This is a genomic window from Pseudomonas sp. BCRC 81390, from assembly GCF_030341915.1.
Lineage (GTDB): Bacteria > Pseudomonadota > Gammaproteobacteria > Pseudomonadales > Pseudomonadaceae > Aquipseudomonas.
This window is the reverse complement of record NZ_JATAAG010000019.1, coordinates 137,531-162,976: the sequence shown is the minus strand read 5'-3', so window position 1 is coordinate 162,976 and position 25,446 is coordinate 137,531. Positions and strand designations below refer to the sequence as shown.

Sequence of the window (25,446 nt, the reverse complement as noted above, 5' to 3'; positions counted from 1 at the left end):
CGGTCCTCCTTCAGAACAGGAAATAGCGCTGGGCCAGCGGCAGTTCGCGGGCCGGCTCGCATACCAGCAGTTCACCATCGGCACGCACCTGGTAGGTCTGCGCGTCGACTTCGATCAGCGGTTGCAGGGTGTTGTGGAGCATGTCGGGCTTGCGCACGCGGCGGCAGCCATGGGCCACGCCGATCAGGCTGCGCAGGTTGAGTTGTTCGGCTAGGCCGCGGTCCATCGCCGCCTGCGGCAGGAAGGTCATGCGCGTGGCATGCCGCGCCGCGCCCAAGGCGCCGAACATCGGCCGGTAGTGCACCGGTTGTGGCGTGGGGATGGAGCCGTTGATGTCGCCCATGGGCGCGGTGACGATCATCCCGCCCTTGATCACCAGCGCCGGCTTGACCGCGAAGAATGCCGGTGACCACAGCACCAGGTCGGCCAGCTTGCCCGCTTCCACCGAGCCCACCTCGTGGCCGATGCCATGGGTCAGCGCCGGGTTGATGGTGTACTTGGCGATGTAGCGCTTGACCCGGAAGTTGTCGCTGTAGCTGCTGTCCGGCGCCAGTGGCCCCCGGCGCAGCTTCATCTGGTGGGCGACCTGCCAGGTGCGCAGCACCACTTCGCCCACCCGGCCCATGGCCTGTGAGTCGGACGACGTCATGGCAAAGGCGCCCATGTCGTGGAGGATGTCCTCTGCAGCAATGGTCTCGCGGCGGATGCGCGACTCGGCAAAGGCCACGTCCTCGGCGATACTCGGGTCCAGGTGGTGGCAGACCATGAGCATGTCCAGGTGCTCGTCCACGGTGTTGACCGTGTACGGCAAGGTCGGGTTGGTCGAGGACGGCAACACGTTGGCCTGCCCCGCCGCGCGGATGATGTCCGGCGCATGCCCCCCGCCGGCGCCTTCGGTATGGAAGGTATGGATGGTGCGCTCGCCAATCGCCGCCAGGGTATCTTCGATGCAGCCGGATTCGTTGAGGGTGTCGGTGTGGATCGCCACCTGGATGTCCATTTCCTCGGCAACCCCCAGGCAGCAGTCGATCGCCGCCGGTGTCGAGCCCCAGTCCTCGTGCAGCTTGAGGCCCACGGCGCCGGCAGCAATCTGCTCGCGCAGGGCTTCGGGCCGCGAAGCGTTGCCCTTGCCCAGCAAGCCGATATTGATCGGCAGGCTGTCGGCGGCCTGGAGCATGCGCGCCAGGTACCAGGGGCCGGGCGTGCAGGTGGTGGCGTTGGTGCCAGTGGCCGGCCCGGTGCCGCCGCCGATGAAGGTGGTGACACCGCTGTTGAGCGCCTCGTCCACTTGCTGCGGGCAGATGAAATGGATATGCGAATCGACGCCGCCTGCGGTGACGATCTTGCCCTCGGCCGCGATCACCTCGGTACCGGGCCCCACCGGCACTGTGACCCCCGGCTGCACATCGGGGTTACCGGCCTTGCCGATCACCGCGATGCGCCCATGCTTGATGCCGATATCGGCCTTTACGATGCCCCAGTGGTCAATGATCAGGGCATTGGTCAAAACCAGGTCCATGGCTTCGGCGGCCAGCATCTGGCCCTGCCCCATGCCATCGCGGATGACCTTGCCGCCACCGAACTTGACCTCTTCGCCATAGATCGTGAAATCCTGCTCGACCTCGACCCACAACGCGGTATCGGCCAGGCGCACGCGGTCGCCCACGGTGGGGCCGAACATGTCGGCATAGGCCCGGCGTGAAATACGGCTCATGCCTTGCCCTCCAGCGCACCCATCACCTTGCCCTGAAAGCCATATACCTCGCGCTTGCCGGCGTAGGCCACCAGTTGCACGGTGCGCGCCTGGCCCGGTTCGAAGCGCACGGCGGTGCCAGCGGCAATGTCCAGGCGAAAGCCCAGGGTCGGCGCGCGGTCAAACACCAGCGCCTGGTTGACTTCATAGAAGTGATAGTGCGAGCCGACCTGCACCGGCCGGTCGCCATGGTTGGCCACGCTGACGCTGACCGTCGCGCGGCCGCCGTTCAGCTCGATGTCGCCGTCGGCGACCTGGATTTCACCTGGGATCATGCGGGGCTCCTGGGCTTGTTCAGACGATGGGGTCATGCACGGTCACCAGCTTGGTGCCATCCGGGAAGGTTGCTTCGACCTGCACGTCGTGGAGCATTTCGGCAATGCCCGGCATCACCTGCTCGCGGGTCAGCACTTCGCGCCCCAGGCTCATCAGTTCGGCCACGCTGCGGCCATCGCGAGCGCCTTCGAGCACCGCGGCACTGATCAGCGCTACCGCTTCCGGGTAGTTGAGTTTCAAGCCACGGGCCAGGCGCCGCTCCGCCAGCAACGCGGCGGTGAACAGCAGCAGTTTGTCTTTCTCTCTCGGGGTCAGCTCCATGGCGCTCTCTCAGGTGGCCCAGATACGCGGGGGGCAGGCTGGCAGGCCGAGGACGGCCGGGCGCAGCACATGCCACAGGCGTTGCAGGGTGCGTTGCAGGTGTTGGTTGTCATGGTCGAGCAGGCGGATCACCAGCAACGACCCGAGCAGGGTCGCGCCGGCCAGGTTGCCCAGTTGTTCGAGTAGCGGGCGCACCTGTTCCAGCAAGGCCTGGTCGGCAGGTGCGGCGCAGAAGGTGGCCACCAACGGATGCCCGCCAAGCTTGGCCAGGTGCCCGCCTTCCAGGCGCAGGCGCTCATGCAGGCCGACCTCACCAGGCAATTCGATGCACAGGCGGCTGTCCAGGGCGCCGTGGTCGAAACGCTCGTTCATCACCGGCCGCCCCAGGCACAAGGTTTCCCACGCCAGCAGGCGCGCCCCGGGTTCGAGGGTGAAGCGGCTGTCGAGGCTGGCGCGGGCACCGCAGAAGAAGATGCTGTCCTGAGGCAACCACTCCAGCGTGCTGTCGGCAGCCAGGTGGAAACGCTGGGTCAGCCGTGCGGTCGGGCCGATGCTGCGGTAGAACTTGCTGGCGCCGGGCATGGTCAGCAAGGCATGACTGCCGGGCTCCAGCTGGATGTCCAGCTCCAGGCGGTCGCCGGCGACCACCCCGCCGGGCGGATGCAGCACGTAGACATGGCACGGCGCGCCTTCAGGATGAAATGGCCGCTGCACCAAAAGAGGTCCGAAATGCCGCCACGCACCAAGGCGGGTCGCCGCGTCGCGCCTGACGAAGCGCAATTGCAGGTAGGCGCTCCAGCCTGCATCGTCTTGTGGTTGTTCGATCTGCTCCGCGAGCGACATCCTGCGGCCCCTGAAATCCGTGGCCTGCTGGCCGTTTAGAGGGCCCGGCATGCGCGGTGAAAACGCGCGCGGCCTGACCACTCGATCAAAATTCTCAGGCTGGATATAGCAGGTTGCGGGCCAACTCCGCAGATGAATGAAGATGAAACCTCTGCGCCAGCCGCTCTGGTATCGGGCATACGGGAGGCTGGCGCACAAAGCGGGGGCGCGATCGGGCCCTGTTCAGGTGCTCTAGCAGAGTGCTACTACGCGGCACGCGTCAACCGGCAGGACAATCAGTAGTCGAAGCGGTCCACTGCGCGCCGGCGCTCGTTGTCATCGCGCCGGTCATAGATGGCCGTGGTCTGGATATTGGCGTGGTGCGCCAGCTTCTGCGCGATCGACAGGTCGTGCTCTTCGATCACCCGGGTAATGAATGCCCGGCGAAAGTCATGTGGCATGATCTTCACCCCAACCTGGGCACCCCGCTGGCGGGCGATGTAATAGATGGCGTGCTTGGTGATACGCGCCCGGGTGATGTGGCTGCCACGGCGGATGCGGTTGAACAGGAACGGGTCGTCCTCGGCGCCTGCCGGCAGGTCCTGGCGGCGCAGGTCGAGCCACGCCTGCAACTTCTCGAACGCCCAGGGCGGCGCATACTTGATCAGCTGGCGGTTGCCCTTGCCCAGCACCTGCAGGCTACGCGCCTCGAAGTCGACCTGGTCGAGGTCGATGTCCACCGATTCGGACTTGCGCATGCCGGTACCGTAAAGCAAGGCGATGATCGCCGCATCGCGCACGCCCTGTGGCCGAGGGTCGGCCGCACACACATCCATCAACTCGCGAATCAGGCTACGCCGCAGGTTGCGCCCCGGTGGCAGGCGGCTGCCACTGTCCGGCTTGACCTCGCGAATGCGCAACAACTGTTCATGTTCGATCAGTCCCTGGCGCCAGGCTTCGTTCACCACCCCGCGGATGGCATTGACGTACAGCGACGAGCTGTTGGGCGCATAACCGTCGGTGCGCAGGGCCGCGACCAGGGCGATCACGTGGCCAGGCTCGAGCCGGTGCCAGGGCACATCGACGATATTGCAATCGACAAAACCCAGCCGATCGGCGGCGTCCTGGAGAATGTAGCGCATGGTTTGCTGGCTGGATGGGGCCAGGCGGGCCATGTACTGCAGCAGCGGGTTTTTCGAGAGATCGGACAAAACGTGAATCCTGTAGCGAAGCGTTGGCAATGGCGAACCACGCCAGCCCCTGAAGCAAGCCAAAACGACAGATAGACGAGGCGACATGACAGCGCCGTAGGCAACTCATGATCAGCCGGAGAAGTGCCATCACCTTGATATACAAGGCGTTTGCAGCTGGCACGGGTCGTGATCTTACCGCAAATGCAGCCTCCTGACCGAATCAACCGGGCTGCCCAGGCAGTGGCATGCGGGTTAACCAGCACCCAGCTGCTCGGCCATTGGCCACCACCCCGGAAACATCTGCTGTACCCGGGGCTCGGCGAAACGTTCGTCGATCAGCACCAGCACGCCCCGGTCCTGGTCACCGCGGATAACCCGGCCCGCCGCCTGGATCACCTTGCGTACGCCCGGGTAGAGATAGGCGTAATCGAAGCCCGCACCGAACTGCCGCCCCAGGCGCTGCTTGAACTGTTCATTGACCGGGTTTACCTGCGGCAGCCCGAGCGTGGCGACGAACGCGCCGATCAGCCGCGTGCCGGGCAAATCCACGCCCTCGCCGAAGGCACCACCGAGGACGGCAAAACCGACGCCACGGCCATCCGCTACGAAGCGGTCGAGAAAACCCTGGCGGGCGGCTTCGTCCATACCGGGTTCCTGGCACCACAGGGGAATGCCCGCATGCTGCTCGGCCAGCAGTGCAGCCACCTGCTGCAAGTACTCGAAACTGCTGAAGAACGCCAGGTAGTTCCCGGGCATTCGCGCATACTGCTCGGCCATCAGCTCGACGATCGGCGCCAGCGAGGCCTGGCGTTGCTGGTAGCGGGTCGACACCTGGCTGGCGATGCGGACTTGCAGCTGTTCGGCGCGGAACGGCGCCGCCACTTCCAGCCAGGCAGTATCCGCCGGCATGCCCAGCAGGTCGCTGTAGAAGTGCCGCGGGCTCAGCGTGGCGGAAAACAGCGTCACGCTGCGCGCCGCCTGCATGCGCGGGGCCAAAAGGCGCGCCGGGTTGACGTTGCGCAGGCTCAGGCTGGCCAGCCGCCGCTTGCGCGGGCCCTGGCGTTGGCTGATGTCGAACAGGAAGTGCTCATCGAACAGGTCGGCGACCCGGCTGAACTGCAAGGCCTGGTAAAAGAACTGCAATACCTGCGGGTCGACTTGCGCAGGCGCCTGGTTCATCTGCTCCTGGATCAGCCCGATGCACTGCTGCAGTGCGCGCAACAGCCCTTCCGGCAGCGCCTCGCTGGCTTGGTAAGGCGCGCGCTGCGCCTTGTACAGCGCATTCCACTGCCGGTTCAGGCGGTCCAGCGCACTGACCAGCCCAGGCGGCTTGCTCTGACGCAGTGCCAGCAACTGGCCCTGGTCGAGGCTGGCGCTGTACATGCCGCGCCCGCGTTCGACCAGGTTGTGCGCCTCGTCCACCAGCACTGCTACGCGCCACTGGTTGGCCTGGGTCAGGCCGAACAGCAAGGCGTGGGCATCGAAATAATAGTTGTAGTCCGCCACCAGCACGTCGACCCAGCGCGCCATTTCCTGGCCCAGGTAGTACGGGCACACCTGGTGCGCCAGGGCCACGTCACGCAGCCGTGCGCGGTCGAGCAACGGCAACGCGGCCGCTGCTTCGCGGGCGGCGGGCAGGCGGTCGTAGAAACCCGCCGCCAACGGGCAGGACTCGCCGTGGCAGGCCTTTTCCGGGTATTCGCAGGCCTTGTCGCGGGCGATCAGCTCCAGCGTGCGCAGGGCCGGTTGCGGCGTGGCATCGGTGATCTGCTGCAGGGCATCGAGGGCCAGGGCCCGGCCCGGCGTCTTGGCCGTGAGGAAGAACAGCTTGTCCAGCTGCTGCGGCGCCATGGCCTTGAGCAGTGGGAACAAGGTGCCGAGGGTCTTGCCGATGCCGGTGCTGGCCTGGGCCATCAGGCAACGGCCGGTGCTCACCGCCTTGTACAGGGTTTCTGCCAGTTGGCGCTGGCCCTGGCGAAACGCAGGAAAAGGAAAGCCCAAGGCCTGCAGGCTGCGGTTACGCTCGGCCAGGCGCTGTTCCTGCCGTTGTGCCCAGGCCAGGAAGCGTTGGCACTGGGTTTCGAAGAAGGCCTGCAGTTCGGCGGCAGTGCACTGCTCGCTGAGCAGCGTCTGGCCGTCGGTGTCCACGTCCAGGTACACCAGCGCCACTTCGATGGCCGGCAGTTGCCGTGCCTGGCACAGCAACCAGCCGTAGACCTTGGCCTGCGCCCAGTGCAACTGGCGATGGTTGGGCGGCTGGCGCGCCAGGTCGCCACGGTGGGTCTTGATCTCCTCGAGGCGATTGCTGGCAGGGTCATACCCATCGGCGCGGCCACGTACCTTCAGGGTTTCGAACTGCCCTTCCAGGGCGATTTCCGACTCGTAGCCTGCAGCGCGCCGTGCCACAACCCGCCGATGCCCCTCGATTCCCTCCTGGGCGGTGGGTGATGGTGTGAAGCGCAGGTCCAGGTCGCCGACCTTGGCGCTGAATTCGCACAAGGCGCGCACCGCCACGCTGTAGCTCACGGCGTATCGCTCCAGCGCACATGGCACACCGCGACAGGCAGGCCGTGGGCCCGGCAGAACGCCAGCCAGCGCAACTGGTTGTCCTGCAGGCGGTCGCCGGGCCCCTTGACCTCGACCATGCGGTAGCGGCCCTGCCCGGGCCAGAACTGGATCAGGTCGGGCATGCCGGCGCGGTTGTTACGGATGTCCTGCAACAGGCGCAGGAAACACTGCTTCAGATGCGCTGCGGGCAGGCAGGCCAGCGCCTGTTCAAGCAGCGTCTCGCTGAGCATGGACCAGAACACGAAGGGCGACTGCAGGCCCTGCTTGGTGGCATAGCAGTCGAGAATGGCCTGGTGATGGCTACCGTCGTCAAGACGCCCCAGGCAACGTTCGAACAGTGCGCTGCGCCGTTCCTGGAAGTCGCTGTCATGCAGGTCCTGGGGCGCGGCCTGGAACGGGTGGAAGAACGCGCCAGGCACCGGGGCGAAGATTGCCTCCCAGCACAGCAGGCCGAACAGGCTGTTGAACAGTGTGTTCTCCACGTAATGCACCGGCCCGCCGTCCTCGGCCAGGTGCTGGCGTACGGCCTCCTCCACCCCCAGTGCGGCGTGCTCGCGCGGCAGTTCCAGCTCGATCAGTTCCAGGGCGGCCGTACGCTGGCGCGGTTGTGGCGGGCCGCCGAGCTTGCGGGCCAGGCGGGGCAACATGCGCTCCAGCGCCTGCACTTCCAGTGCGTTGGCCGGCGTCGCCGCCATGTGCAGCGCCAAGGCATGCGCCTCGGGCCATTGCTCGCTGCGCTCCAGCACCCGCACCTGGCGGATGCGCGCCTGGGCATGCTGGCATTGCGCGTAGACCGCCATGGCCTGCGCCCAGTCACCCTGGCGCTCGCACTGCTGGCCCAGGGCGAATTGCAGGCGCGCCTGCCGCCGGGCCAGCCACGGGTTGTCGCTGTGCAGGCCCTGCAGAGCCGTGAGGATCGCCCCCGGGTCGTCGCCCTGCTCCAGACGCTCTGCGCACTGGTGCAAGGCCATGGCCAGATCGACCTCGGCGCGTTTCTGCAAGGCTCGCGAATCGTTGCTGAATGGCACCTGCTCATAGCGCAACAGGCCCAGGTCGGCGAGGACGAAGTCAGACCAGTCCTGATAAAGGTTGCCGAAAAACAGCAGACGCATGCGGTCACACAAGGGCTGCTGACACCACTGGAGGATGCGCAGGCCACTGTCGGGGAACCACTCGGCCAGTGCTCGGGCCTGCAGGCCCAGCGGTTGCAGCTGTGCCAGCAGGTCATGCTTGGCAGCACGCGGACGGCTCAGGTAGCGGGTAAAACAGCGGGCAAGCTCGTCCTTGCGCAACAGGGCGAACAGCTGTTCCAGCGCCAGTTGCCCGGGCTCCTGCACCCAGCCGAGGGCCAGCAGCGGTTGCAGTGCCTGCCAGGTGTCGCCGATTTCGGCGTAGTCGAGGCGGTCACTGCGAAACAGCTCGCCCTTGCGCATGACCATGCGCACCATCAGGGCCTGCGCCGGCACGGCCAGCTGGCTGAAGGCGCGGATGAAACCCAGTTCCTGGTCGTCGAGCAGGTCTGCGTAGCGTTGTTCAACCCACTGCATTACCTGGCGGAAGTTGTGCAGGTAGTAGAACGGGTCATCGACGGAATGGGCGATCACTGGGCTGGGTCAGGCGGTTGAAATGGATACTGGTTATACATACAGATGAGCTGACTGACAAGTGCCGCAGGTCGTACCACGCCCAACCCTCGACGCGGCGGCTGTGCAACGCCCCGCTTAGTTCCATCCCTGCTCCTGCGGCCCTCAACCGGTCATCCCGGCGGGCCGCCCGCAGCGTAGATCCAGCGCCTGGGCCAGGCGTTCCACGGCCTGTTGCAGGGCATCCGCCTGCTCGCCGACCCACGCCAGTGCCAGGTACTGCTGATACCGCCCGTGCAGGCTGAACTGCCCGCCAGGAAGCGCATGCAGTGCCGAGCCAGCCAAGGCCGCGACAATGCCCTCCCAGACCAGCGGCTGGCGAAAACGCACCCATAGGGCCTGCCCGCCTTCGGGCATTTCCAGCACCACGCGCTGGCCGAACTGCAGCTCCAGCGCACGCGCCAGGCATTGCGCGCGCCTTTGCAGGTCCGTTCGCAAGCGGACCAGTTGGGTCTCGACCTCACCCCTGCCCAGCATTTGGGCAAGCGCCTGCAGGCGCAGCGGCGCAAGCCGGAACCCGCGTTCGGCGAACGCCCCGGCCAGCACCGCCCCCTGCCCCAGTACATAGGCATAGGGTGCTTCGGGCCCTATTACAGCTTCGAACGCCCCCATGACCAGCAACCACCGCGGATCGGCCCAATCACGCAGGCGCCTGGCCGGCGGCCCGCAGTAACAATGGTCACTGTCCAGATCGTTTTCCAGCAGCCACACCGGGTGCCGGGCCAACAGTTCGCCCAACTGCTGCTGGTAGTGTGGCGTGACCAGACGCCCCTGTGGCATGCCAAGGCACGACGGCATGACCACCATGCACACTGGCTCGCTTTCCAGCAGCCGGGCCAAGCCACGCAGGTCCGGGTTACCGCGTGGGTCTGCCGGCACCTCCAGTACCCGCATGCCGGTGCGCTCCAGGGCGCGCAGCACTTGCGGACAGCAGGGCGAGTGGACCAGTACGGTCTTCCCCTGCAAGGCCAGCGCTGCCAGCAACGTTTCCAGCAGCGCGGAAACATCCGGGGCCAGCTGTACATCCTCGGCACGCCAGTACTGGCCGGAGGAACGGGTATAACGCGCTGCCAGCGCATTGCGCAGGCGGACGCTGCCGAGTTCTGCCCAGGCCGTGGCACTGTGCGCGCGCTGGCGCGCCAGGCGCCTTTCATGGCTGAACAGGGCACGTTCGAGCGTTGGTTGTGCCGGCAATGGCACCTGGCGCGACATGGCCACAGTTGCATGCGTGGCAGCATCTTGTATGTAATAACCGGATCTCGGCAGGCATTGTACCCGGCCCTCCTCTTCCAGCAGGTTGTAGGCGCTCTGCACGGTGGCCAGCGATACCCTCAGCCTGCTCGACAGCGCGCGCAGCGACGGTAAGCGGCATGTGCCCGCAGCCGGCGCCTCGTCGATCAGCGCTATCAGGTAACGGTAAACCTTGCGATAGGCAAACTCGCCGCGAACAGCCCGCGCCATCAGGGCTGCCTCGCCGCATCACGCCGCTGCCCTGGCGCGCAGCGCGGCATCCAGCGCAGGTGGATATCGCGTTGCGCCAGGTTGCTCATCAGGCGCCAGGTCGTCAGGCGCAAGCGCCCGCCATAGATCGCCCGCAGCTGCCCCAGCGGCAAGCCGCTGGTGTTGACCAGCCAGTCCTTGACCGCCTCCGGGCAGCTTTTGCCCTGCAGGGCCCGGTGCAGATAGGGCAAGGCCACCAGCATGTCGGCATGCCGGCACTGCAGGAACCGCTCGAGATTCCTCCCCTGCCTGGCAAACGGCCTGAACAGTACGCACACCAGTTGGGTCTGGTTGATACCGTAGGCTTTGCCAAACTGCATCGGCTGCACACCGCCGTGGCGGCTGCCGCCAGGCTTGCCAGCCAGGCGCAAGGCAGGTCGACCGGCCTGGGGTTCCAGGCTGTGGTCGTACAGTTCGTGCAATTGCAGCAACGCCGACGGCTCGGTGAACGCCGCCAATGGCCAGGCGTCCCGGGCGCCCTCGAAGCGACAGCCGAGCATCACGTCGAGCTGTTGCACATCCAGCAGGTGTGGCAGCAGGTCGTCGATGGCAAACACCCGCACCGGCGCCTCTTCCGTGACAACGCTTGCGGCCGCTTCGCCCTGCACGTCCAGCGCCCCGTCGACGGTACCTTGCAACCAGCCCAACCCCTGGGCCAGCGTCGCCAGGCACTGATGCACCTGCTGCGAACCGTGCGCGCCTGCCAGGCGCAGGCTGCGCCGGGCCCAGGCCAGGTACTTGCGCCGCAGCCGCGCGGGTACAGCGGTGACCAGCACGTCGGCAGGCGCCTGGTCGCGCAGTGCAAGGCCCACGGCTTCGGCCAACTCGAGATGCAGGCGGCTACCCAACAAGGCTTCGGGCCTGGCATCGACCAGGTGGCCAAACACCAGCATGGCATCCCGCGCTTGCCGCCAACGTTCGCGTACAGCCGCAGGCCGACAGCTGAACGGCACCACCTCGCGCCCCTCGATCATCTCCAGCTGCACCCGCTGGTCATCCTGCAGGAACAGGGCGCTGAAGCAGCGTTCATGGCCTTCGAGCGTAGCGCGGTCCGCGCTCGGCAAGCTGACCACCAGCACCCGCAACTGGAAGGTGACCGGCGCCCGCAGGGCAATGCTCAACTGCGCGGCACGCAGCATGGCCAACAGCCGCGTACTGCGGCGGTCGCTGCCCTGCAGCACCAGCAGGCGGAATGTACCGATGTATTCGGGCCCGCCTGCGGCAACCAGCAACCGTTGTATCAGCAACTGCAAGGAGGCACGCTGGGCCTGGGACATGTTACTCAGCAAGCGATCAAGCACCTGCTGGTAGATATAGTGCATTGCCTGGTCGTGAATAGCAGTCACGAAATCACCTCATCAACTTCAAGCACCTCAAGCAAGCCGAACAGAAGTTTGCTCGAGCCAATGCCTCGGTGGTTCCAGAAGAAATTTCCTACAACTAAAAGGAAGTAATGACGTAACCATTCACTGTCGCCAAGCCATCGAGAAGAACGCACCAGCACGCCAGTCCACTACTGCCAAATGCCGCCCTGGCTCGGGCATAGCACTGCTCATCCCACGCTCCTTGCGCAAACTATCATCGGGCCATTATCGAGGGATGGAAAGCGAATAGAAGATACAGATCAGGGTATAAAAACCATTCAGATAAAACGGAAAAACACATTGACCGCAAGGCAGCGACAGTGCAACCCCACAAAACCTGGCAAGATATTTCGGTATCCCGAGGTATTCAGTTTGCAAGTAATCCGATTCGCTGGTTGCTGTAGGCATTTTCTGTTTTTAATAGTTGAAGTATTCTCCAGGCACAAAAAAACCCGGGACATTGCCCGGGTTTCCTGACCGTTCGAACAACCCTCAGTGATGCGCCATATCCAGCACCACACGCCCGCCGCACGGGCATTGGTCCATGTAGCGGTGCGCCTCCACCACCTGCTCGAAGGGGTACACCTTGATGATCTGCGGTGTCAGCAACTGGTCGGCAGTGAACTGGTTGATATCGCGCAGGGCACGCTGCAACGCCACCTGGTCCTGGCTGATACCCAGCTCCGGCTTGCCGGTGAAGTTTCCGATGCAATGCACATAGAACTGGATGTTCTTCTGGAACGCCGCGCACGCCGGGAACGGTGTCTGGTTGCCACCTTGCAGGCCATACAGCACCAGGCTGCCACGCGGCGCCAGGACATCGCCCAGCAGCGACATCTGCGGCCCGCCCATGCCGTCGAGGACCATGTCCACGCCACGGCCGTCGGTGTACTTGCCAACCTGCAGCAGCAAATCCTGCTCTTCGGTGACGATCACCTTGTCAGCCCCCAGGCCCAGCAGGTATTCACGCTGTTCCGCTTCCTTGGTAGCGGCGAACACTTTCAGCCCGAGAGCCTTGCCCAGTTGCACGAACGCCGGGCCGGCGCAATGGCTGGCGTCGGTGACCAGCGCAGTCTGCCCGGCCTTGGCCCGGGCCAGGTCGACGTAGGCGAAATAGGCGATCAGCAGCGGCGTGTAGTGCACGCTGGCCTCGATCGGTGTGAGTACATCCGGGTAGCGGGTAATGGCGGTACGTGGCAGTACGATCACGTCGCCGTAAACCGGGTGCTGGTTGGCACTGGTGGCCGGGAAACTCGCCACCCGGTCGCCTACCGCGATGTCCTCGACACCTTCGCCAACCGCAGTCACCACCCCGGCCATTTCGTGGCCGATGCCTGCCGGCAGGCGTGCCTGGGAGGGGGCCAGGTTCTGCCGCCAGAGCACGTCATACCAGCTGACGCCAACCGCTTCGACGCGGATTTGCACCTCGTCGACAGCGGGTGACGGTTCGGCCTGCTCCTCGCAACGGAGCACATCGGCAGCGCCGAACTTGTGGAACCGGATCATGCGGGACATCGCATACCTCGCCTTTGTGAACCTCTAATTACCCTGAACTCTATCCGGGCTTTACCGGTTAGACCATCAGTGGTCATTAATAGTCGACATGCTTGTCATCGATTGGGCACCTGACTTTCCTTGCGATTGGTCCCCGTAAACCCGTGCAGGGTACCAGCCTTTGGCCTTAAGATTCACCCCTGCCCCCTTTCAGGCGAAGCGCCCCGATGAATCGAAACGACCTGCGTCGCGTAGACCTCAACCTGCTGATCGTGTTCGAAACGCTGATGCACGAGCGTAGCGTGACCCGTGCCGCGGAGAAACTGTTCCTCGGCCAGCCGGCCATCAGCGCAGCCCTGTCGCGTCTGCGCAACCTGTTCGACGACCCGCTGTTCGTGCGCACCGGGCGCAGCATGGAGCCCTCGGCCAGGGCACATGAGATCTTCGCCTTGCTGTCCCCCGCGCTGGACTCGATTTCCACCGCCGTCAGCCGCGCCGCCGAATTCGACCCGGCCACCAGCAATGCGGTGTTCCGCATCGGCCTGTCGGACGATGCCGAATTCGCCCTGTTGCCGCAGTTGCTCAAGCGTATCCGTGCCGAAGCGCCGGGCATCGTGCTGGTGGTGCGCCGGGTCAACTACCTGCTGATGCCGACGCTGCTGGCCTCGGGCGAGATCTCGGTGGGGGTCAGCTACACCAGCGAACTGCCAGCCAACGCCAAGCGCAAGGTGCTGCGCCGCAGCATGCCGAAGCTGCTGCGCGCCGACAGCGTGCCTGGCACCATCAGCCTGGATGACTTCTGTGCACGGCCGCATGCACTCGTGTCGTTCGCCGGTGACCTGTCGGGGTTCATCGACGAAGCCCTGGAGGAAATCGGCCGCAAGCGCCATGTGGTGCTGGCGGTGCCGCAGTTCAACGGGCTGGGGAGCTTGCTGGCGGGCACCGATATCGTGGCCACGGTGCCGGACTACACGGCCGATGCACTGACCGCAGCGGGTGGGTTGCGGGCCGAGGATCTCCCGCTGGATGTGCGCAGTTTCGAATTGCACATGGCTTGGCGCGGGGCGCAGGACAATGACCCGGCTGAGCGCTGGTTGCGGTCGCGGATACAGATGTTCTTCGGCGATCCTGACAGTCTTTAGGCGTCATCTGGCAGGCTGTTCGGTTGATCATTACTGCCGTTCCACAAACCATGGAGCTCCATTCACTTCCAGCGGATTGCTACATTGGGGGCGCATCTGAGGGCATGCATTGGATGGTTTGAAAAGGATGCCCCCAGCCTGAGGCCAAGCAGGCTATTGATGAGGATGGGCGGACTGAGGGCGATATGAAACCTCGTCCCTACGCCGTATCAATGGCCGAGCCGTAGTGAGCGCACCACCCACCACGCTGAACAAATGCATGCAAATGTAAAAAATGATGATGGCATAATGCCTCGGCAACCTGCAAAATCCACACGTTTCCAACGGATTTGAAGGAACGGTTCCGATGCCATGGCCAGTCACGCTGAAACTCGACAGCGCTGCCTACCCGCTCAGCGTGGTGCAACGCGCCGCTTACTCCTTGGCCGACACTGTCGCGATTCAGGTCGGTATTGAAATCGATCAGATAAGCCTCACGGCCCACCCCGCTGAAGCAAGGCTAACGCTTTCCCCGGAGCAGGCTCACTCGCTGATCCTCCAGCATCTGAACGACTTCGCCCTACGTGACCATATCAACCGCGAAACAGTAGGGTTGCGCGAAGTCCTGGCCCGAGCCGCGCTCGCTGGATGTGGGATTTCCCAGTGACACTGATTGCGACAGACGCCAAGCACTACCGCTTGCTGCCTTTTCGATTCATGCGCACGAACACGGGAAATGACCGTGACATCCTGCTCACCTCCGATACCGGTGAGTACATGCACGTGACCGACGCGCAATTACGAGCCCTCAGTTACTTTGACGTTCAAGCAAGTACGCCTTTTTACAAGGACCTGCTGGCCCGCCACTTCATCTACGAACCAGGCCGCCACGATCCGTTCCCGGAAATGGCCGCGCAATATCGGAGCCGTAAGGACTTCCTCTTCCAGGGCCCTGCACTGCACTTGTTCGTGGTTACATTGCGCTGCAACCACACCTGCCAGTACTGCCAGGTATCGAGGGCCCCTCTGGGAGGATCCGGCCACGATCTATCGGAAACAGATGCACAGGCGGCGGTCGATCGCCTGTTCGAATCGAACGCTCCCGCCTTGACTGTGGAGTTCCAGGGTGGCGAGCCGCTACTGGCCTTCGAGCGCGTCCGCCAGATTGTCGAATGGGTCGTTGAACGGAACGTGGTCGAACAAAGGGATATCCAGTTCGTCATCACCACCACGCTGCACCACCTGACGGAGGGAATAGTCGACTTCGCAGAACAAAATCGCATCCAGTTTTCGACTTCGCTCGATGGGCCGGCGCCCTTACACAATGCCAACCGCCCTACCCCGTCACGAGACTCCTACGAACGCACTGTAAAAGGTATCCAGTGGGTCCGTGAGCGCCTTGGCCATGATGCAGTTTCCGCGCTGGCCACGCTGACTTCAAGAAGCCTCGAACAACCTGAAGCGATCATCGATGAGTATGTAAGCCAGGGCTTCTCCAGCATTTCGCTTCGGCCTCTGAGCCCTTATGGGTTTGCCACCAAGAGTGCCCATCGACTTGATTACCCTATTGAGCGATACTTGGCCTTCTACAAGAAGGCACTGGCCTATTTGCTGCATATCAACCAACAGGGCGTATACCTCTCAGAGAGTTATACGAGCCTGTTGCTGAAGAATATCCTGACACCCTTCTCCTCTGGCTATGTAGACCTGCGCTCCCCTGCTGGCACAGGCACTGCGGCGCTGGTTTACAACTATGACGGTTACGTCTATCCCTCAGACGAAGCCCGAATGTTGCTGGAGATGGGTGAAGACGGCTTGAGGCTCGGCACCGTACAGCAACCCTTGTCTGAATTACTCGCATCGCCCGTTATGAATGCGTTGCTCGCCAGTGCTGTAGCAGAAGCGCTGCCGGGCTGCTCCGACTGCGCACTTGTCCCGTACTGTGGTGCTGACCCCGTCGAACACTATGCCCGCCAAGCTGACCCGATCGGACACCGAGTGTTCAGCAGCTTCTGCAAGAAGAACATGGGGCTGCTGAAGCATCTTTTCGGCCTGCTTTGCGATGGCGACGACAACGTGCAGAGGGTGCTGCTGTCTTGGTTGAACAGGCGCTCTTACAACGATGTCCGGTTCCCGGGTTACAGGGGCTGATGGTGATGCTGCGCAAAGATACCCACTTCGAAATCCATCACCTGGATGAGCCGAAGCTACTCAAGGTCATCACTCTGGATGAGTTCATCGAACAAGGCCTGGCTGTTTGTGCCGGAAGCGCTGAGTTCGGTGACCTGCTGCTTTGGTTGCCAAACGAAGAACGGCTACGGAGCCCGCATCTGCTCTCATTACCAGTGGGTGGATTCCTGATCCCGGAGCCATTGATCGGCGACCTCGACAGCGCGCGGCCACATCTGCACACTCCCAAAGATGCGGATGTCGTGCAGCCCGGCGATGTCATTGCCATCACACCAGGCAACGCGTTGGTGCGAGTGCTCTATCGACGAGGCTCAGACAGCAACCTGCTGTTCATGACCGATCGTTGCAACAGCGTCTGTCTGATGTGCTCGCAGCCGCCCAAAGATATCGATGACCGTTGGCACATCGAGGAGAACCTACGGTTGATCGACCTGATGGACCCGGTCGAGGAAAATCTGGGAATTAGCGGCGGAGAACCAACGCTTTATCGCGACGGCCTGCTCGAAATCCTGGCCAAGTGCAAAGCCGTTTTGCCGCAGAAATCCATTCATGTGCTCAGCAACGGGCGTCTGTTCCAAGACCCGAGCTGGATCGCAGCGCTCTCTACCATCGGCCATCCTCAGTTGAGTTGGGGCATCCCGCTGTATGCCGACAATGCCGAAGACCATGACCATGTGGTGCAGGCTCCAGGCGCGTTCAGCGAAACCCTGCAAGGTCTTTACAACCTGGCGCGCGCCAACCAGATCATCGAGATACGCGTGGTGCTCAATCGCCTGACCACGCCACGCTTGCCCGAGCTCGCCCACTACGTGTTCAGGAACCTGCCCTTCGTGCGGCATGTTGCGCTGATGGGTATCGAGAGTACCGGCCTGGCCAGGAAGAACTACGAAGAACTATGGGTTGACCCGCTGGACTATCAAGAGTCGTTGAGTCACGCCGTGTATTTCCTGTTTAACCGCGGCGTGCCGGTTTCGATCTACAACCTACCCCTGTGCCTGATCCCGGCCCACCTCTCGCGTTTCGCCCGCCAGAGCATCTCGGACTGGAAGAACTTGTTTATCGATACCTGCCAGCAATGCGCTGCCGTCAAGCATTGCTCTGGCTTCTTCAAATCCCACACCGACCGATGGCAGAGCCGCGGCGTACAACTATTATCGACCGAGGCCTTTAGCGCCTATGCAAGGAGTGCACAGTGAAATTGCTCGACCGCTGGAAAGTCCTGATCAGTGGGATCAGCTTGCTGCCAATGGCAGGTACCACCCTGGCACAGGAGGGCCATCTGTCGCTCGCCGATGCGAACTGGCAACCCAACGACAAGCTACAGCCCCCGGTATTTTCCGATACGCTCAATGCGCCAGACACCGTCAACATCTATGCGGCACATCGCTCGCACAGTTCACACCGGTCCCACAGTTCGCACAGTTCTCACTACAGCGGCTCGGGTGGCTATAGCACCCCTCGCTACTACAGCCCACCCGCTACCAGTACCCGAAGCTACAGCGCGCCGAGTGCTTCGAGCAGTACGTCAAGCAGCAACAGCCTTTATCAGTCGCCTGGCACTACCAGTGGGACAAGTTCGAGCACTTCAAAGAGCCGCGCGACCAATGAGCAGAAAAGCAACCTGGTGACCCGTGTGCAGACCGCGCTGATGGTGCGCCAGTATTACCAAGGCACCATTGATGGGGTGATGGGCAAGGCGACACGTGGTGCGTTGATGGCCTTTCAGATGGACAGTGGGCTGACCGTGAATGGCCGGATGGATACGGCATCGCTGAATGCGTTGGGTATCAAGATTCCATAAGTCGCTTCAGGCTAAAGCTAGCATCCGTTCAGCAACGAAGGAATTATCCCATGCAGCACATCACTCAAGTCGACAACACTCTCTGGGCATTGATCAGCCGCCTGCAAGGCACGGAACTGCAAACACCGTCGCGTAGCGCCCGCTTCCGTATCGCGACTTGAATCGCCCCTGGTTTCCTAGACACCTTTCTTGCAAACGTGCAGGATCAAATCTCTAAGCCATCGATGAGCGGGATCTGCACTAAATCGTGGATGCCAAAGCAATGAAACGGTGAACTCCGGCATATGGAATGGAAGCGGGAAGCTATACATACCGTCGCGCAAACTCGCGGTATGGCGCTCTGGCACGGTTGCGATGAGGTCTGAACCCCGAGCCAATCCCAACGCGGTCGAAAAACCACCGACTATCGTTACTACTCTTCGTTGCAGCCCGAGCAACAGCAGCGCGTCATCCAAGGGACCTTTTTCTTGCCCTTCTCGTGATACGGAGATATGCATGCCAGCCGCATAGTTTTCCGAAGTGATTGTGCCGCGGCTCAGTGGATGCGTGTCTCGTACCACGCCAATGTAATTGTCCCTGAACAATGCCTGGCCTCTGAGCTCGGGGGCAGAGGCCAGATCTATGACGCCGGTTTCTAGATCCACGATTCCATCGCGTAACGGTTTACTGTCTTTGTCCGGCTTCTGCATAAAGAACAGTCTTACTCCAGGTGCCTGTTGCGCAACATGTGCGATAAGTGCCGGACCAAAATTCTCAGCAAACCCCTCACTGGCCCTGACTGCGAAGGTCCGCTCCAGTGTTTCGAGATCAAGGAGCTCCGCTGGGCGCAAAACTTCCTGTGCATCACGCACAAGCTGAGCGACATGCTCACGCAGCTCGATCGCCCTGGGAGTTGGTACGAGTTCTCGTCCCGCCCTGACTAAAAGCGGATCTCCAGTGGTTTCTCTAAGCCGCGCAAGTGCCCGGCTCATGGCTGAGGGGCTGAGTCGTAGGCGTTTGGCTGCACGCGTGACACTGCCTTCAGCAAGAACTGCGTCGAGGGTAATGAGCAGATTAAGGTCTGGATTTGACATAGCCTCATCTTAGCCCAATCCGCTGACATATAGCGTCCGGCGCAACTATAAAGTGCAATTATTGCGCCTTCCGCCATACGTATACGCTGAATACAGTTCTCTCCGGCACAACCGTGCCGAACTGAGTGTGGAGAGAATCTATGAGCTCGTTGAACAGATTTGTTGAGCGTGTCCAAGCAATCTGGGGACCGCTAAGTTCTGCAGTGGTCGCCGGCTGCCAGCAGCAGTTGGATGAACTCCTGAAGACACCAGCCACCGAGCCCTGGCTGGCTGAATTGCACCAGCGAGCACCGGCTCAACAAGAGATGCACCGAGATCCCGACAACGGATTTGTACTGCTGGCACATACCGAGCCTGAAGGGCTCTACCGGCCACCTCATGATCACGGTCGGAGCTGGGTCATTTACGCAGTGCAGCAGGGTGAAATAGAAATGGGCAGCTATGCCAAGGTTCAGGACTCGGATGGCAAGGTGAAACTGGTGAAGCGCGGATCCACAACGGTGAGCGCCGGTCAAACACTGGTCTTCTTACCTGGCGATATCCACGATACGCAGTGCATCAGCGGACCCGCGTTGCTCTTTCGCTTCACCGAGCGAGACTTGAGGAAGGAAGACCAAGAGGCCCGCAAGCTAACAAGGTTCGTCGAGCAGGATGGTGATTGGGTCCCGGCTACCAGTGTACCCTCGGATGGCTGAAGTCGTGAAACGCGATCCTGCTCCCGAAACCGGCGTCCGCGCCCCACAACCTGAGCATGCTGCTGCAACGGAGCATGCTTTGGATGCACGCCTACTGGGACCCGCACCGCAGCACCTCGCTGCCATCGTCTCAGTGCTGGCAGCTCTGGCGCTCGTGGTACTCAACACCGCAATAACCAATACGGCTCTGCCAACGATTGCCCAATCGCTGCAAGTGCCTCCAGCGTTATCAATCTGGATCATCACGACTAACCAGGCGGCCCTTTTGACCACATTGCTGCCCTGTGCGGCACTGGGGGAAAGTCTTGGTTACCGCAAGGTATTTCGCTGGGGCGTTGCGATTTTTCTGGCTGGTACGCTGATGTGCGCTCTGGCCCCGACGCTCTCCTGGCTGATTGCTGCGCGGTTGCTCCAGGGGGTGGGAGGTGCGGCAATTATGGCTCTCGCCATTGCCCTGTTGCGCCAAGTTGTACCGAGCCATCAGCTAGGCGCAGCGATAGGCTGGAATGCACTTGTTGTTGCTCTGTCATCAGCAGCAGGGCCCGCCTTGGGAGCAGCGATTCTCGGCGTGGTCGCCTGGCCATGGCTGTTTGCTGTTCTGCTCCCTTTCGGGCTCTGGGTAATGCTAGCGGCTGGCGCGCTACCGGCAGTGGACGGTACCGCGCGTAAAGCCGATCTGTTGAGCATGGCATTGAATGCCGGAACATTTGCATCACTGGTCATAGCCGCTGGCGTCATCACGGAACACCCGGTACTGGCTGCTGCATTACTGACTATTTCTGCTATTCAACTGGCGCTATTGGTCAAGCGTGAACGGCAGAAGGAAGCACCACTGATTCCGCTAGATCTACTCAGTTCCAGTTCATTCCGTATTTCGGTTATTGCATCTGTACTCTCCTTTGCCGGGCTAACTGCAGGCTTGATTGCGCTGCCCTTCTACCTGCAGCACGGCCTTGGACAAGGGGTGCTGGAGACAGGCCTCTATATGATTCCCTGGCCTTTAACAGTCGCCCTGTTCGCTCCGCTAGCGAGCCGCCTAGCAAACCGATGGTCGACTGTCTGGCTCTGCTCCGTGGGTGGCGTTTGTCTCGCCACAGGATTAACAGGGGCTGCACTTTGCCCTCTGCGGGAAAATCTCGTCATCCTTGTGCCACTGACCATGCTCTGCGGTCTCGGGTTCGGCCTCTTCAACGTGGCCAACAACCGCAGCATGTTCCTCGCGGCGCCAAAGAGTCGGAGTGGTGCGGCTGGGGGCATGCAGGGTACCGCTCGCCTACTCGGGCAAACGGCTGGTGCTGTCATCATGACACTGCTCTTTAACCTGCTTCCCGCCGACTCTGTGCCTCAGTTCGCTCTCTGCGCGGGAGCCTCATTGAACTTACTCGCTGCCCTTATAAGCACGCTACAAGGCAGGCCTAAAGCACCGGTTTCTGATTAATGCACCCAATCCCAAAACATCGATTTTCACCGTTAGCGTGTCATAGATGTAGTTCGACCCCAGACAACCTCGCCCATGCAGATTGCCAAAGGTATATTCATTTCAGCAGCCCATATCACCTGGTTCGCTGGCGTTGCGACATAACGACCAAGCGTCGAAATGTGGTCAATGCACAGAGGGCCGGTCCATAGCTGGCAGCTTAGGGTCGATGGAGGCCGCTTGTGGCAGACAAGCCAATGTTAATACAGACCCGCACTGCTTCCAGCCTCACAGCCATGGCGGAACACCGAAGTCCAGAGTGTTCCACTTCAATTACCATTGAAAATGGTCATTCTCGATCCCGCATTCTCCTAGGGGTGTCGAGGTTATTTTTGGGGGTATATCTGTGATTTTTCGAACCAGAACTACTGTTCTAGAGCCATACCCAGATGTTCTTTGGCGATGCGGATAGTCCTGCTCAAGTTCCGCCAAGAAAAACCCTTTAAATACATCTACCATTGGCAAATAACAAAGCTCCGTTCAGCCCTCATGCTTTGGACAGCTCGCCAATCTTCTCCAGCCGCGCCCGCACGATATTGCGGCTGATGTTCAGCAAACGCCCCGTCTGTAGCTGGTTGCCGTGGCAATACCGATACGCCGCCCTGAACACCGTCTCCTCGATGTGCTCATACAGATTCGGGACATTCTGCTCAAACAGCGCCAGCAAGGCACTTTCGAGGTCTGCCGGTGGCGCGCTTGGTGTCGGCAAATACCCCTGTGCAACCGGCGCCGCCATCTGCGGCCGCATGTCGACCAGGTGCAGGTCCGCCGGCGCCACCACCTGATACCGGCACACCAGCAACGCATGGTGAATGGCATTTTCCAGCTCGCGGATGTTGCCCGGCCAGCTATGCGCCAGCAATTTGCGTTCGGCATCCGGGCTCAACGAAGCACGCTCGTAACCGAGGCGCCGGCTGTGTTCCTCGATGAAGAATTGCGCCAGCGGCAAGATGTCCCCCGGGCGCTCGCGCAGCGGTGGCAAACGAATCGTCGCGACGTGCAGGCGGTAGAACAGGTCTTCACGAAAGTGCCCCGCCACCACTGCATCGGCCAGGTTGACGTTGGTCGCCGCCACCAGCCGCACATTGATCGGGATCGGCGTACGCGAGCCCAGGCGCACCACTTCACGTTCCTGCAGCACCCGCAGCAGCTTCACCTGCATGTTCAGCGGCAAGTCGCCAATTTCATCAAGGAACAACGTGCCGCCATTGGCCGCTTCGAACCAGCCGGCCTTGTTGGAGGTGGCACCGGTGAACGCCCCTTTCTCGTGGCCGAACAGCTCGCTCTCCACCAGGGTTTCGGCAAAGGCACCGCAGTTTACCGCCACGAATGGCTCACGGCCCCGGCGGCTGAGGTGGTGGATATGACGGGCAACCAACTCCTTGCCGGTGCCGGTTTCACCGATGATCAGGGTATTGGCCTCGCTGGGCGCCAGGCGCTCGATGCGACTGAGCAGCTCCTGGGAGCGCGGGTCCTTGAACACAAGCACGGTGGCACGTACCGACTTGGTCAGCTCGCGGGCATTGGGGTGGGTGATGAGCGACATAGGCATTCCTGGCAGTTGACGCGCAGCCCCATAGTGCATGAAACAAATTAGATCAAAAAATTATTAATTAATATTTAGATATTCGAATTGGAAATATTCGAGTTTTCCAACAATCGACTGCTGCTACAGCAGCAATCCGTCAGCACTGCCCTGCCCGCGGAACAGCAGCCGGTGCCCTCCAGGCCCATTCGCCTATGGCTGGAGGCCTTGTAACTAAAGGGCTGCAGCCACTTCGCAGCAGGCTGGCATGTATTTCGCTCCTGGCCGCTAGACCCTTTGCCTGGAGCTGCACATGAATAATCCCTGGCGTCATGCCCTCGCCCTGCTGGGCGGCCTGTTCCTCAGCCTGGCTGCGCTGGCAGCCGAGCCACCGGCGGCGGTGCGCATCGCCATCGTCGCCTTCACCCAGGGCGGCGCGCCAGTGTTCGGCGGCATCCCTGGCCGGGTGATCGAAGAAGGCTGGCTGGAACAGCAACTGGCCGCCCGCGGCGTGGAACTGCAATGGACCGCCCTGCCCCATGCTGGCGCCGGGCCGCAGATCAACGAAGGCTTCAGCAATGACAGCCTGGACTTTGCCGTACGCGGCGACCTGCCCTCGGTCATCGCCGGTGCCGGCCAGGTGCCGGGCAAGTTGGTGGTGCCGGGCGGCAGCGGTAACAACATCTACCTGGTGGTGCCGAGCAATTCCACGGCACGCAGCATCCACGACCTCAAGGGCAAACGCCTGGCGCTGCACCGCGGCCGGCCATGGGAATTCGCTTTCAGCAATTTCCTGCAGAGCCAGGGCCTGCAGTTGAGCGACTTCAAGATCGCCAACCTCAACCCGCAGGTCGGTGCCGCTGCGGTGTCTGCCGGCAAGGTGGATGCCGCCGTGCTGCTCAACGAAGCCTACGCCCTGGAAGACAAGGGCGTGGCGCGCATCCTCTGGTCGACCAAGCAAGGCGCCAACGACTGGCGGCTGGTCTCGGACCTGTGGGGCACCGACCGCTTCGTGCAGCAGCATGCCGACCTGACGCAATTGGTGGCCACTGCCTGGGTGCGCGCGGCCTGGTGGATCTCCCAGGAGCAGAACCGCGACGCCTACTACGCGCTGTCTTCGCGCGCTGGCGTCAGCGAAAGCGTGCTGCGCCGTGACGACCAGGACGACCCGGTAGCCTGGAAGGCGCGGTGGGCACCGAAGAGCGATGCCCAGCTCAAGGCCCACTACGACGCCCTTGGCCAATACGCCCTGGCCAACCGGCTGATCCGCACCCCCTACGACATTACCGGCGACCTGGCCACGGGCTTTACCCGCCAGGCGCTGATCGACCTGCAACTGACCGACTACTGGCCATCCCTCGACGCCCAGATCAGCCAACAACCTTGAGAGTCTTGCCCATGAAACTGCCTGCTTCGCTCATCTTCGGTCTCAGCGCCCTGGCCCTGTCCATCGGCGCCATGGCCGCCGAAACCTACGCCCCCAAAGCAGACCCGCAACAGGGCGATGGCCGGGTGTCGGCCTTCTACACCTGGACCAAGGCGATCCCCGCTACCCCCGGCAAACTGCTGCGCAGCGAACCGCTGGAGCAGGCGCTCAGCCTGCCCAATGCCGCCAGCGCGCAACGCATCCTGTACACCTCGCTCGATGGTATCGACGGCAAGACCCCCATCGTGGTTTCCGGTGCGCTGTTCATCCCCAAGGGCAAGGCACCGGCGGGCGGCTGGCCGGTCGCCAGCTGGGGCCATGGCACCGTCGGCGTGGCGGATATCTGCGCACCGTCCTGGGCCGGCCGCAGCTACCGCGACGTGCAATACCTCAATCGCTGGCTCGACGAAGGCTATGCCATTGTCGCCACTGACTACCAGGGCCTCGGTGTGCCGGGCGGCCACCCGCTGCTGAACAACCGCATGGCCGCCTACGGCATCCTCGATGCAGCCAGGGCCGTGGTCGCCGGCGTACCGGGGCTGGCCGACAAGGTGTTGATCATTGGCCAGTCGCAAGGCGGGGCCGGGGCCTTTGCCGCCGGGGCCTATGCAGCCACTTACGCGCCCAGGCTGGGGGTCAAGGGCAGTATCGGCACGGGTGTGATCTACACCGTGGGCGCGAAGAATGTTGGCGAACAGGACCAGGACAAGGTCGACCCAGCCCTGGCCTACGGCTTCTACACCCTGCTCGCCGCACAGCAGTATGACCCGAGCATCGACCCGCGCGACTTCTACACCGACAAGGCCCTGCCGCTGTTCGAGCAAGCGCGCAGCAGTTGCCTGTCGGCATTGGTCAGCGATGTGGTCGGTGCCGGCCTGACTCCGGCCAACGCCAAGAAAGACTACCAGGGCGACCAGCTCAAGCCATGGCTGGCGCAGGTGTCGTACCCGACCCTGAAGCTTGCCCAGCCGATCTTCATTGGCACCGGCGCCGAGGACAAGACCCCCGCTGCCGCCACTCAGGTCGCGCTGATGCAGGATGCCTGCAAAGCCGGCTCGGTCGTGCAGGGCCACCTCTACAAGGGCCTGGGCCATAGCGAAACGGTGAACGCGTCGCTGAAGGACTCCATCCCGTTCGCCCGTCAGGTCATCAGCGACCAGCCGGTCACCGCCAATTGCAGCCCAAGCGTCCAGTAAGGAGGCCA

Annotated in this window: 21 protein-coding genes; 9 read left to right on the top strand and 12 right to left on the bottom strand. The window is 62.4% G+C overall.

Going from position 1 to position 25,446, the window contains the following annotated elements; genetic code table 11:
• Nucleotides 1-10: 10 nt before the first annotated feature.
• From ureC to QSV36_RS09580, 10 genes are all read right to left on the bottom strand, one after another.
• A complete protein-coding gene (gene ureC / locus QSV36_RS09625; RefSeq protein ID WP_289131362.1) occupies nucleotides 11-1,714 on the bottom strand; it encodes an urease subunit alpha in 1,704 nt (567 codons plus the stop codon).
• Nucleotides 1,711-2,028, bottom strand: coding sequence for an urease subunit beta (locus QSV36_RS09620; RefSeq protein WP_289131361.1), 318 nt, complete (start codon nucleotides 2,026-2,028; stop codon nucleotides 1,711-1,713). The genes ureC and QSV36_RS09620 overlap by 4 nt, the downstream gene beginning before the upstream one ends.
• Nucleotides 2,029-2,047: 19 nt before the next feature.
• On the bottom strand, nucleotides 2,048-2,350 hold the full coding sequence (locus QSV36_RS09615) for an urease subunit gamma (protein ID WP_186674355.1): 303 nt from the start codon (nucleotides 2,348-2,350) through the stop codon (nucleotides 2,048-2,050).
• A 9-nt stretch (nucleotides 2,351-2,359) separates the two neighbouring features.
• Nucleotides 2,360-3,193, bottom strand: coding sequence for an urease accessory protein UreD (locus QSV36_RS09610; RefSeq protein WP_289131360.1), 834 nt, complete (start codon nucleotides 3,191-3,193; stop codon nucleotides 2,360-2,362).
• A 275-nt stretch (nucleotides 3,194-3,468) separates the two neighbouring features.
• Nucleotides 3,469-4,383 carry a site-specific integrase gene (locus tag QSV36_RS09605; RefSeq protein ID WP_289131359.1) on the bottom strand — a complete coding sequence of 305 codons (915 nt, stop codon included), beginning with the start codon at nucleotides 4,381-4,383 and terminating at the stop codon, nucleotides 3,469-3,471.
• A 234-nt stretch (nucleotides 4,384-4,617) separates the two neighbouring features.
• On the bottom strand, nucleotides 4,618-6,891 hold the full coding sequence (locus QSV36_RS09600; RefSeq protein ID WP_289131358.1) for an ATP-dependent DNA helicase: 2,274 nt from the start codon (nucleotides 6,889-6,891) through the stop codon (nucleotides 4,618-4,620).
• Nucleotides 6,888-8,537, bottom strand: a complete 1,650-nt coding sequence (locus tag QSV36_RS09595) for a VRR-NUC domain-containing protein (RefSeq protein WP_289131357.1) — start codon at nucleotides 8,535-8,537, stop codon at nucleotides 6,888-6,890. The genes QSV36_RS09600 and QSV36_RS09595 overlap by 4 nt, the downstream gene beginning before the upstream one ends.
• 144 nt (nucleotides 8,538-8,681) lie before the next feature.
• Nucleotides 8,682-10,037, bottom strand: a complete 1,356-nt coding sequence (locus QSV36_RS09590) for a GntR family transcriptional regulator (protein WP_289131356.1) — start codon at nucleotides 10,035-10,037, stop codon at nucleotides 8,682-8,684.
• On the bottom strand, nucleotides 10,037-11,422 hold the full coding sequence (locus QSV36_RS09585) for a hypothetical protein (RefSeq protein ID WP_289131355.1): 1,386 nt from the start codon (nucleotides 11,420-11,422) through the stop codon (nucleotides 10,037-10,039). The genes QSV36_RS09590 and QSV36_RS09585 overlap by 1 nt, the downstream gene beginning before the upstream one ends.
• A gap of 510 nt (nucleotides 11,423-11,932) precedes the next feature.
• Nucleotides 11,933-12,955 (bottom strand): zinc-dependent alcohol dehydrogenase family protein, encoded by a 1,023-nt coding sequence (locus QSV36_RS09580; protein WP_289131354.1) that lies wholly within the window; start codon nucleotides 12,953-12,955, stop codon nucleotides 11,933-11,935.
• A 206-nt stretch (nucleotides 12,956-13,161) separates the two neighbouring features.
• On the opposite strand from QSV36_RS09580, the gene QSV36_RS09575 reads away from it, so the two are divergent.
• The 5 genes from QSV36_RS09575 (at nucleotide 13,162) to hxsA (ending at nucleotide 18,046) form a co-directional block, all read left to right on the top strand.
• A complete protein-coding gene (locus QSV36_RS09575; protein WP_289131353.1) occupies nucleotides 13,162-14,076 on the top strand; it encodes a LysR family transcriptional regulator in 915 nt (304 codons plus the stop codon).
• 346 nt (nucleotides 14,077-14,422) lie between these two features.
• Nucleotides 14,423-14,722 (top strand): His-Xaa-Ser system protein HxsD, encoded by a 300-nt coding sequence (hxsD, locus tag QSV36_RS09570; protein WP_289131352.1) that lies wholly within the window; start codon nucleotides 14,423-14,425, stop codon nucleotides 14,720-14,722.
• The gene (gene hxsB / locus QSV36_RS09565) at nucleotides 14,719-16,206 is read left to right on the top strand and encodes a His-Xaa-Ser system radical SAM maturase HxsB (protein ID WP_289131351.1); all 1,488 of its coding nucleotides are present in this window, start codon (nucleotides 14,719-14,721) and stop codon (nucleotides 16,204-16,206) included. Before hxsD ends, hxsB begins: the two co-directional genes overlap by 4 nt.
• The gene (hxsC, locus tag QSV36_RS09560) at nucleotides 16,206-17,441 is read left to right on the top strand and encodes a His-Xaa-Ser system radical SAM maturase HxsC (protein WP_289131350.1); all 1,236 of its coding nucleotides are present in this window, start codon (nucleotides 16,206-16,208) and stop codon (nucleotides 17,439-17,441) included. The genes hxsB and hxsC overlap by 1 nt, the downstream gene beginning before the upstream one ends.
• Nucleotides 17,438-18,046 (top strand): His-Xaa-Ser repeat protein HxsA, encoded by a 609-nt coding sequence (hxsA, locus tag QSV36_RS09555; RefSeq protein WP_289131349.1) that lies wholly within the window; start codon nucleotides 17,438-17,440, stop codon nucleotides 18,044-18,046. Before hxsC ends, hxsA begins: the two co-directional genes overlap by 4 nt.
• A 176-nt stretch (nucleotides 18,047-18,222) precedes the next feature.
• Here hxsA and QSV36_RS09550 read toward each other — a convergent pair whose 3' ends face one another.
• The gene (locus tag QSV36_RS09550) at nucleotides 18,223-19,119 is read right to left on the bottom strand and encodes a LysR family transcriptional regulator (RefSeq protein ID WP_289131348.1); all 897 of its coding nucleotides are present in this window, start codon (nucleotides 19,117-19,119) and stop codon (nucleotides 18,223-18,225) included.
• Between the two features lie 140 nt (nucleotides 19,120-19,259).
• Here QSV36_RS09550 and QSV36_RS09545 point away from each other — a divergent pair, with 140 nt between their 5' ends.
• Together QSV36_RS09545 and QSV36_RS09540 are read left to right on the top strand one after the other, a co-directional pair.
• Complete coding sequence (locus QSV36_RS09545) at nucleotides 19,260-19,814, top strand: cupin domain-containing protein (protein WP_289131347.1); 555 nt, start codon at nucleotides 19,260-19,262, stop codon at nucleotides 19,812-19,814.
• Complete coding sequence (locus QSV36_RS09540; RefSeq protein WP_289131346.1) at nucleotides 19,807-21,252, top strand: MFS transporter; 1,446 nt, start codon at nucleotides 19,807-19,809, stop codon at nucleotides 21,250-21,252. Before QSV36_RS09545 ends, QSV36_RS09540 begins: the two co-directional genes overlap by 8 nt.
• 526 nt (nucleotides 21,253-21,778) lie before the next feature.
• Here QSV36_RS09540 and QSV36_RS09535 read toward each other — a convergent pair.
• The gene (locus QSV36_RS09535) at nucleotides 21,779-22,837 is read right to left on the bottom strand and encodes a sigma-54 interaction domain-containing protein (RefSeq protein WP_289131345.1); all 1,059 of its coding nucleotides are present in this window, start codon (nucleotides 22,835-22,837) and stop codon (nucleotides 21,779-21,781) included.
• A 292-nt stretch (nucleotides 22,838-23,129) separates the two neighbouring features.
• On the opposite strand from QSV36_RS09535, the gene QSV36_RS09530 reads away from it, so the two are divergent.
• A complete protein-coding gene (locus tag QSV36_RS09530) occupies nucleotides 23,130-24,203 on the top strand; it encodes an ABC transporter substrate-binding protein (RefSeq protein ID WP_289131344.1) in 1,074 nt (357 codons plus the stop codon).
• An 11-nt stretch (nucleotides 24,204-24,214) separates the two neighbouring features.
• Nucleotides 24,215-25,438 (top strand): lipase family protein, encoded by a 1,224-nt coding sequence (locus tag QSV36_RS09525; RefSeq protein WP_289131343.1) that lies wholly within the window; start codon nucleotides 24,215-24,217, stop codon nucleotides 25,436-25,438.
• Nucleotides 25,439-25,446 lie beyond the last annotated feature (8 nt).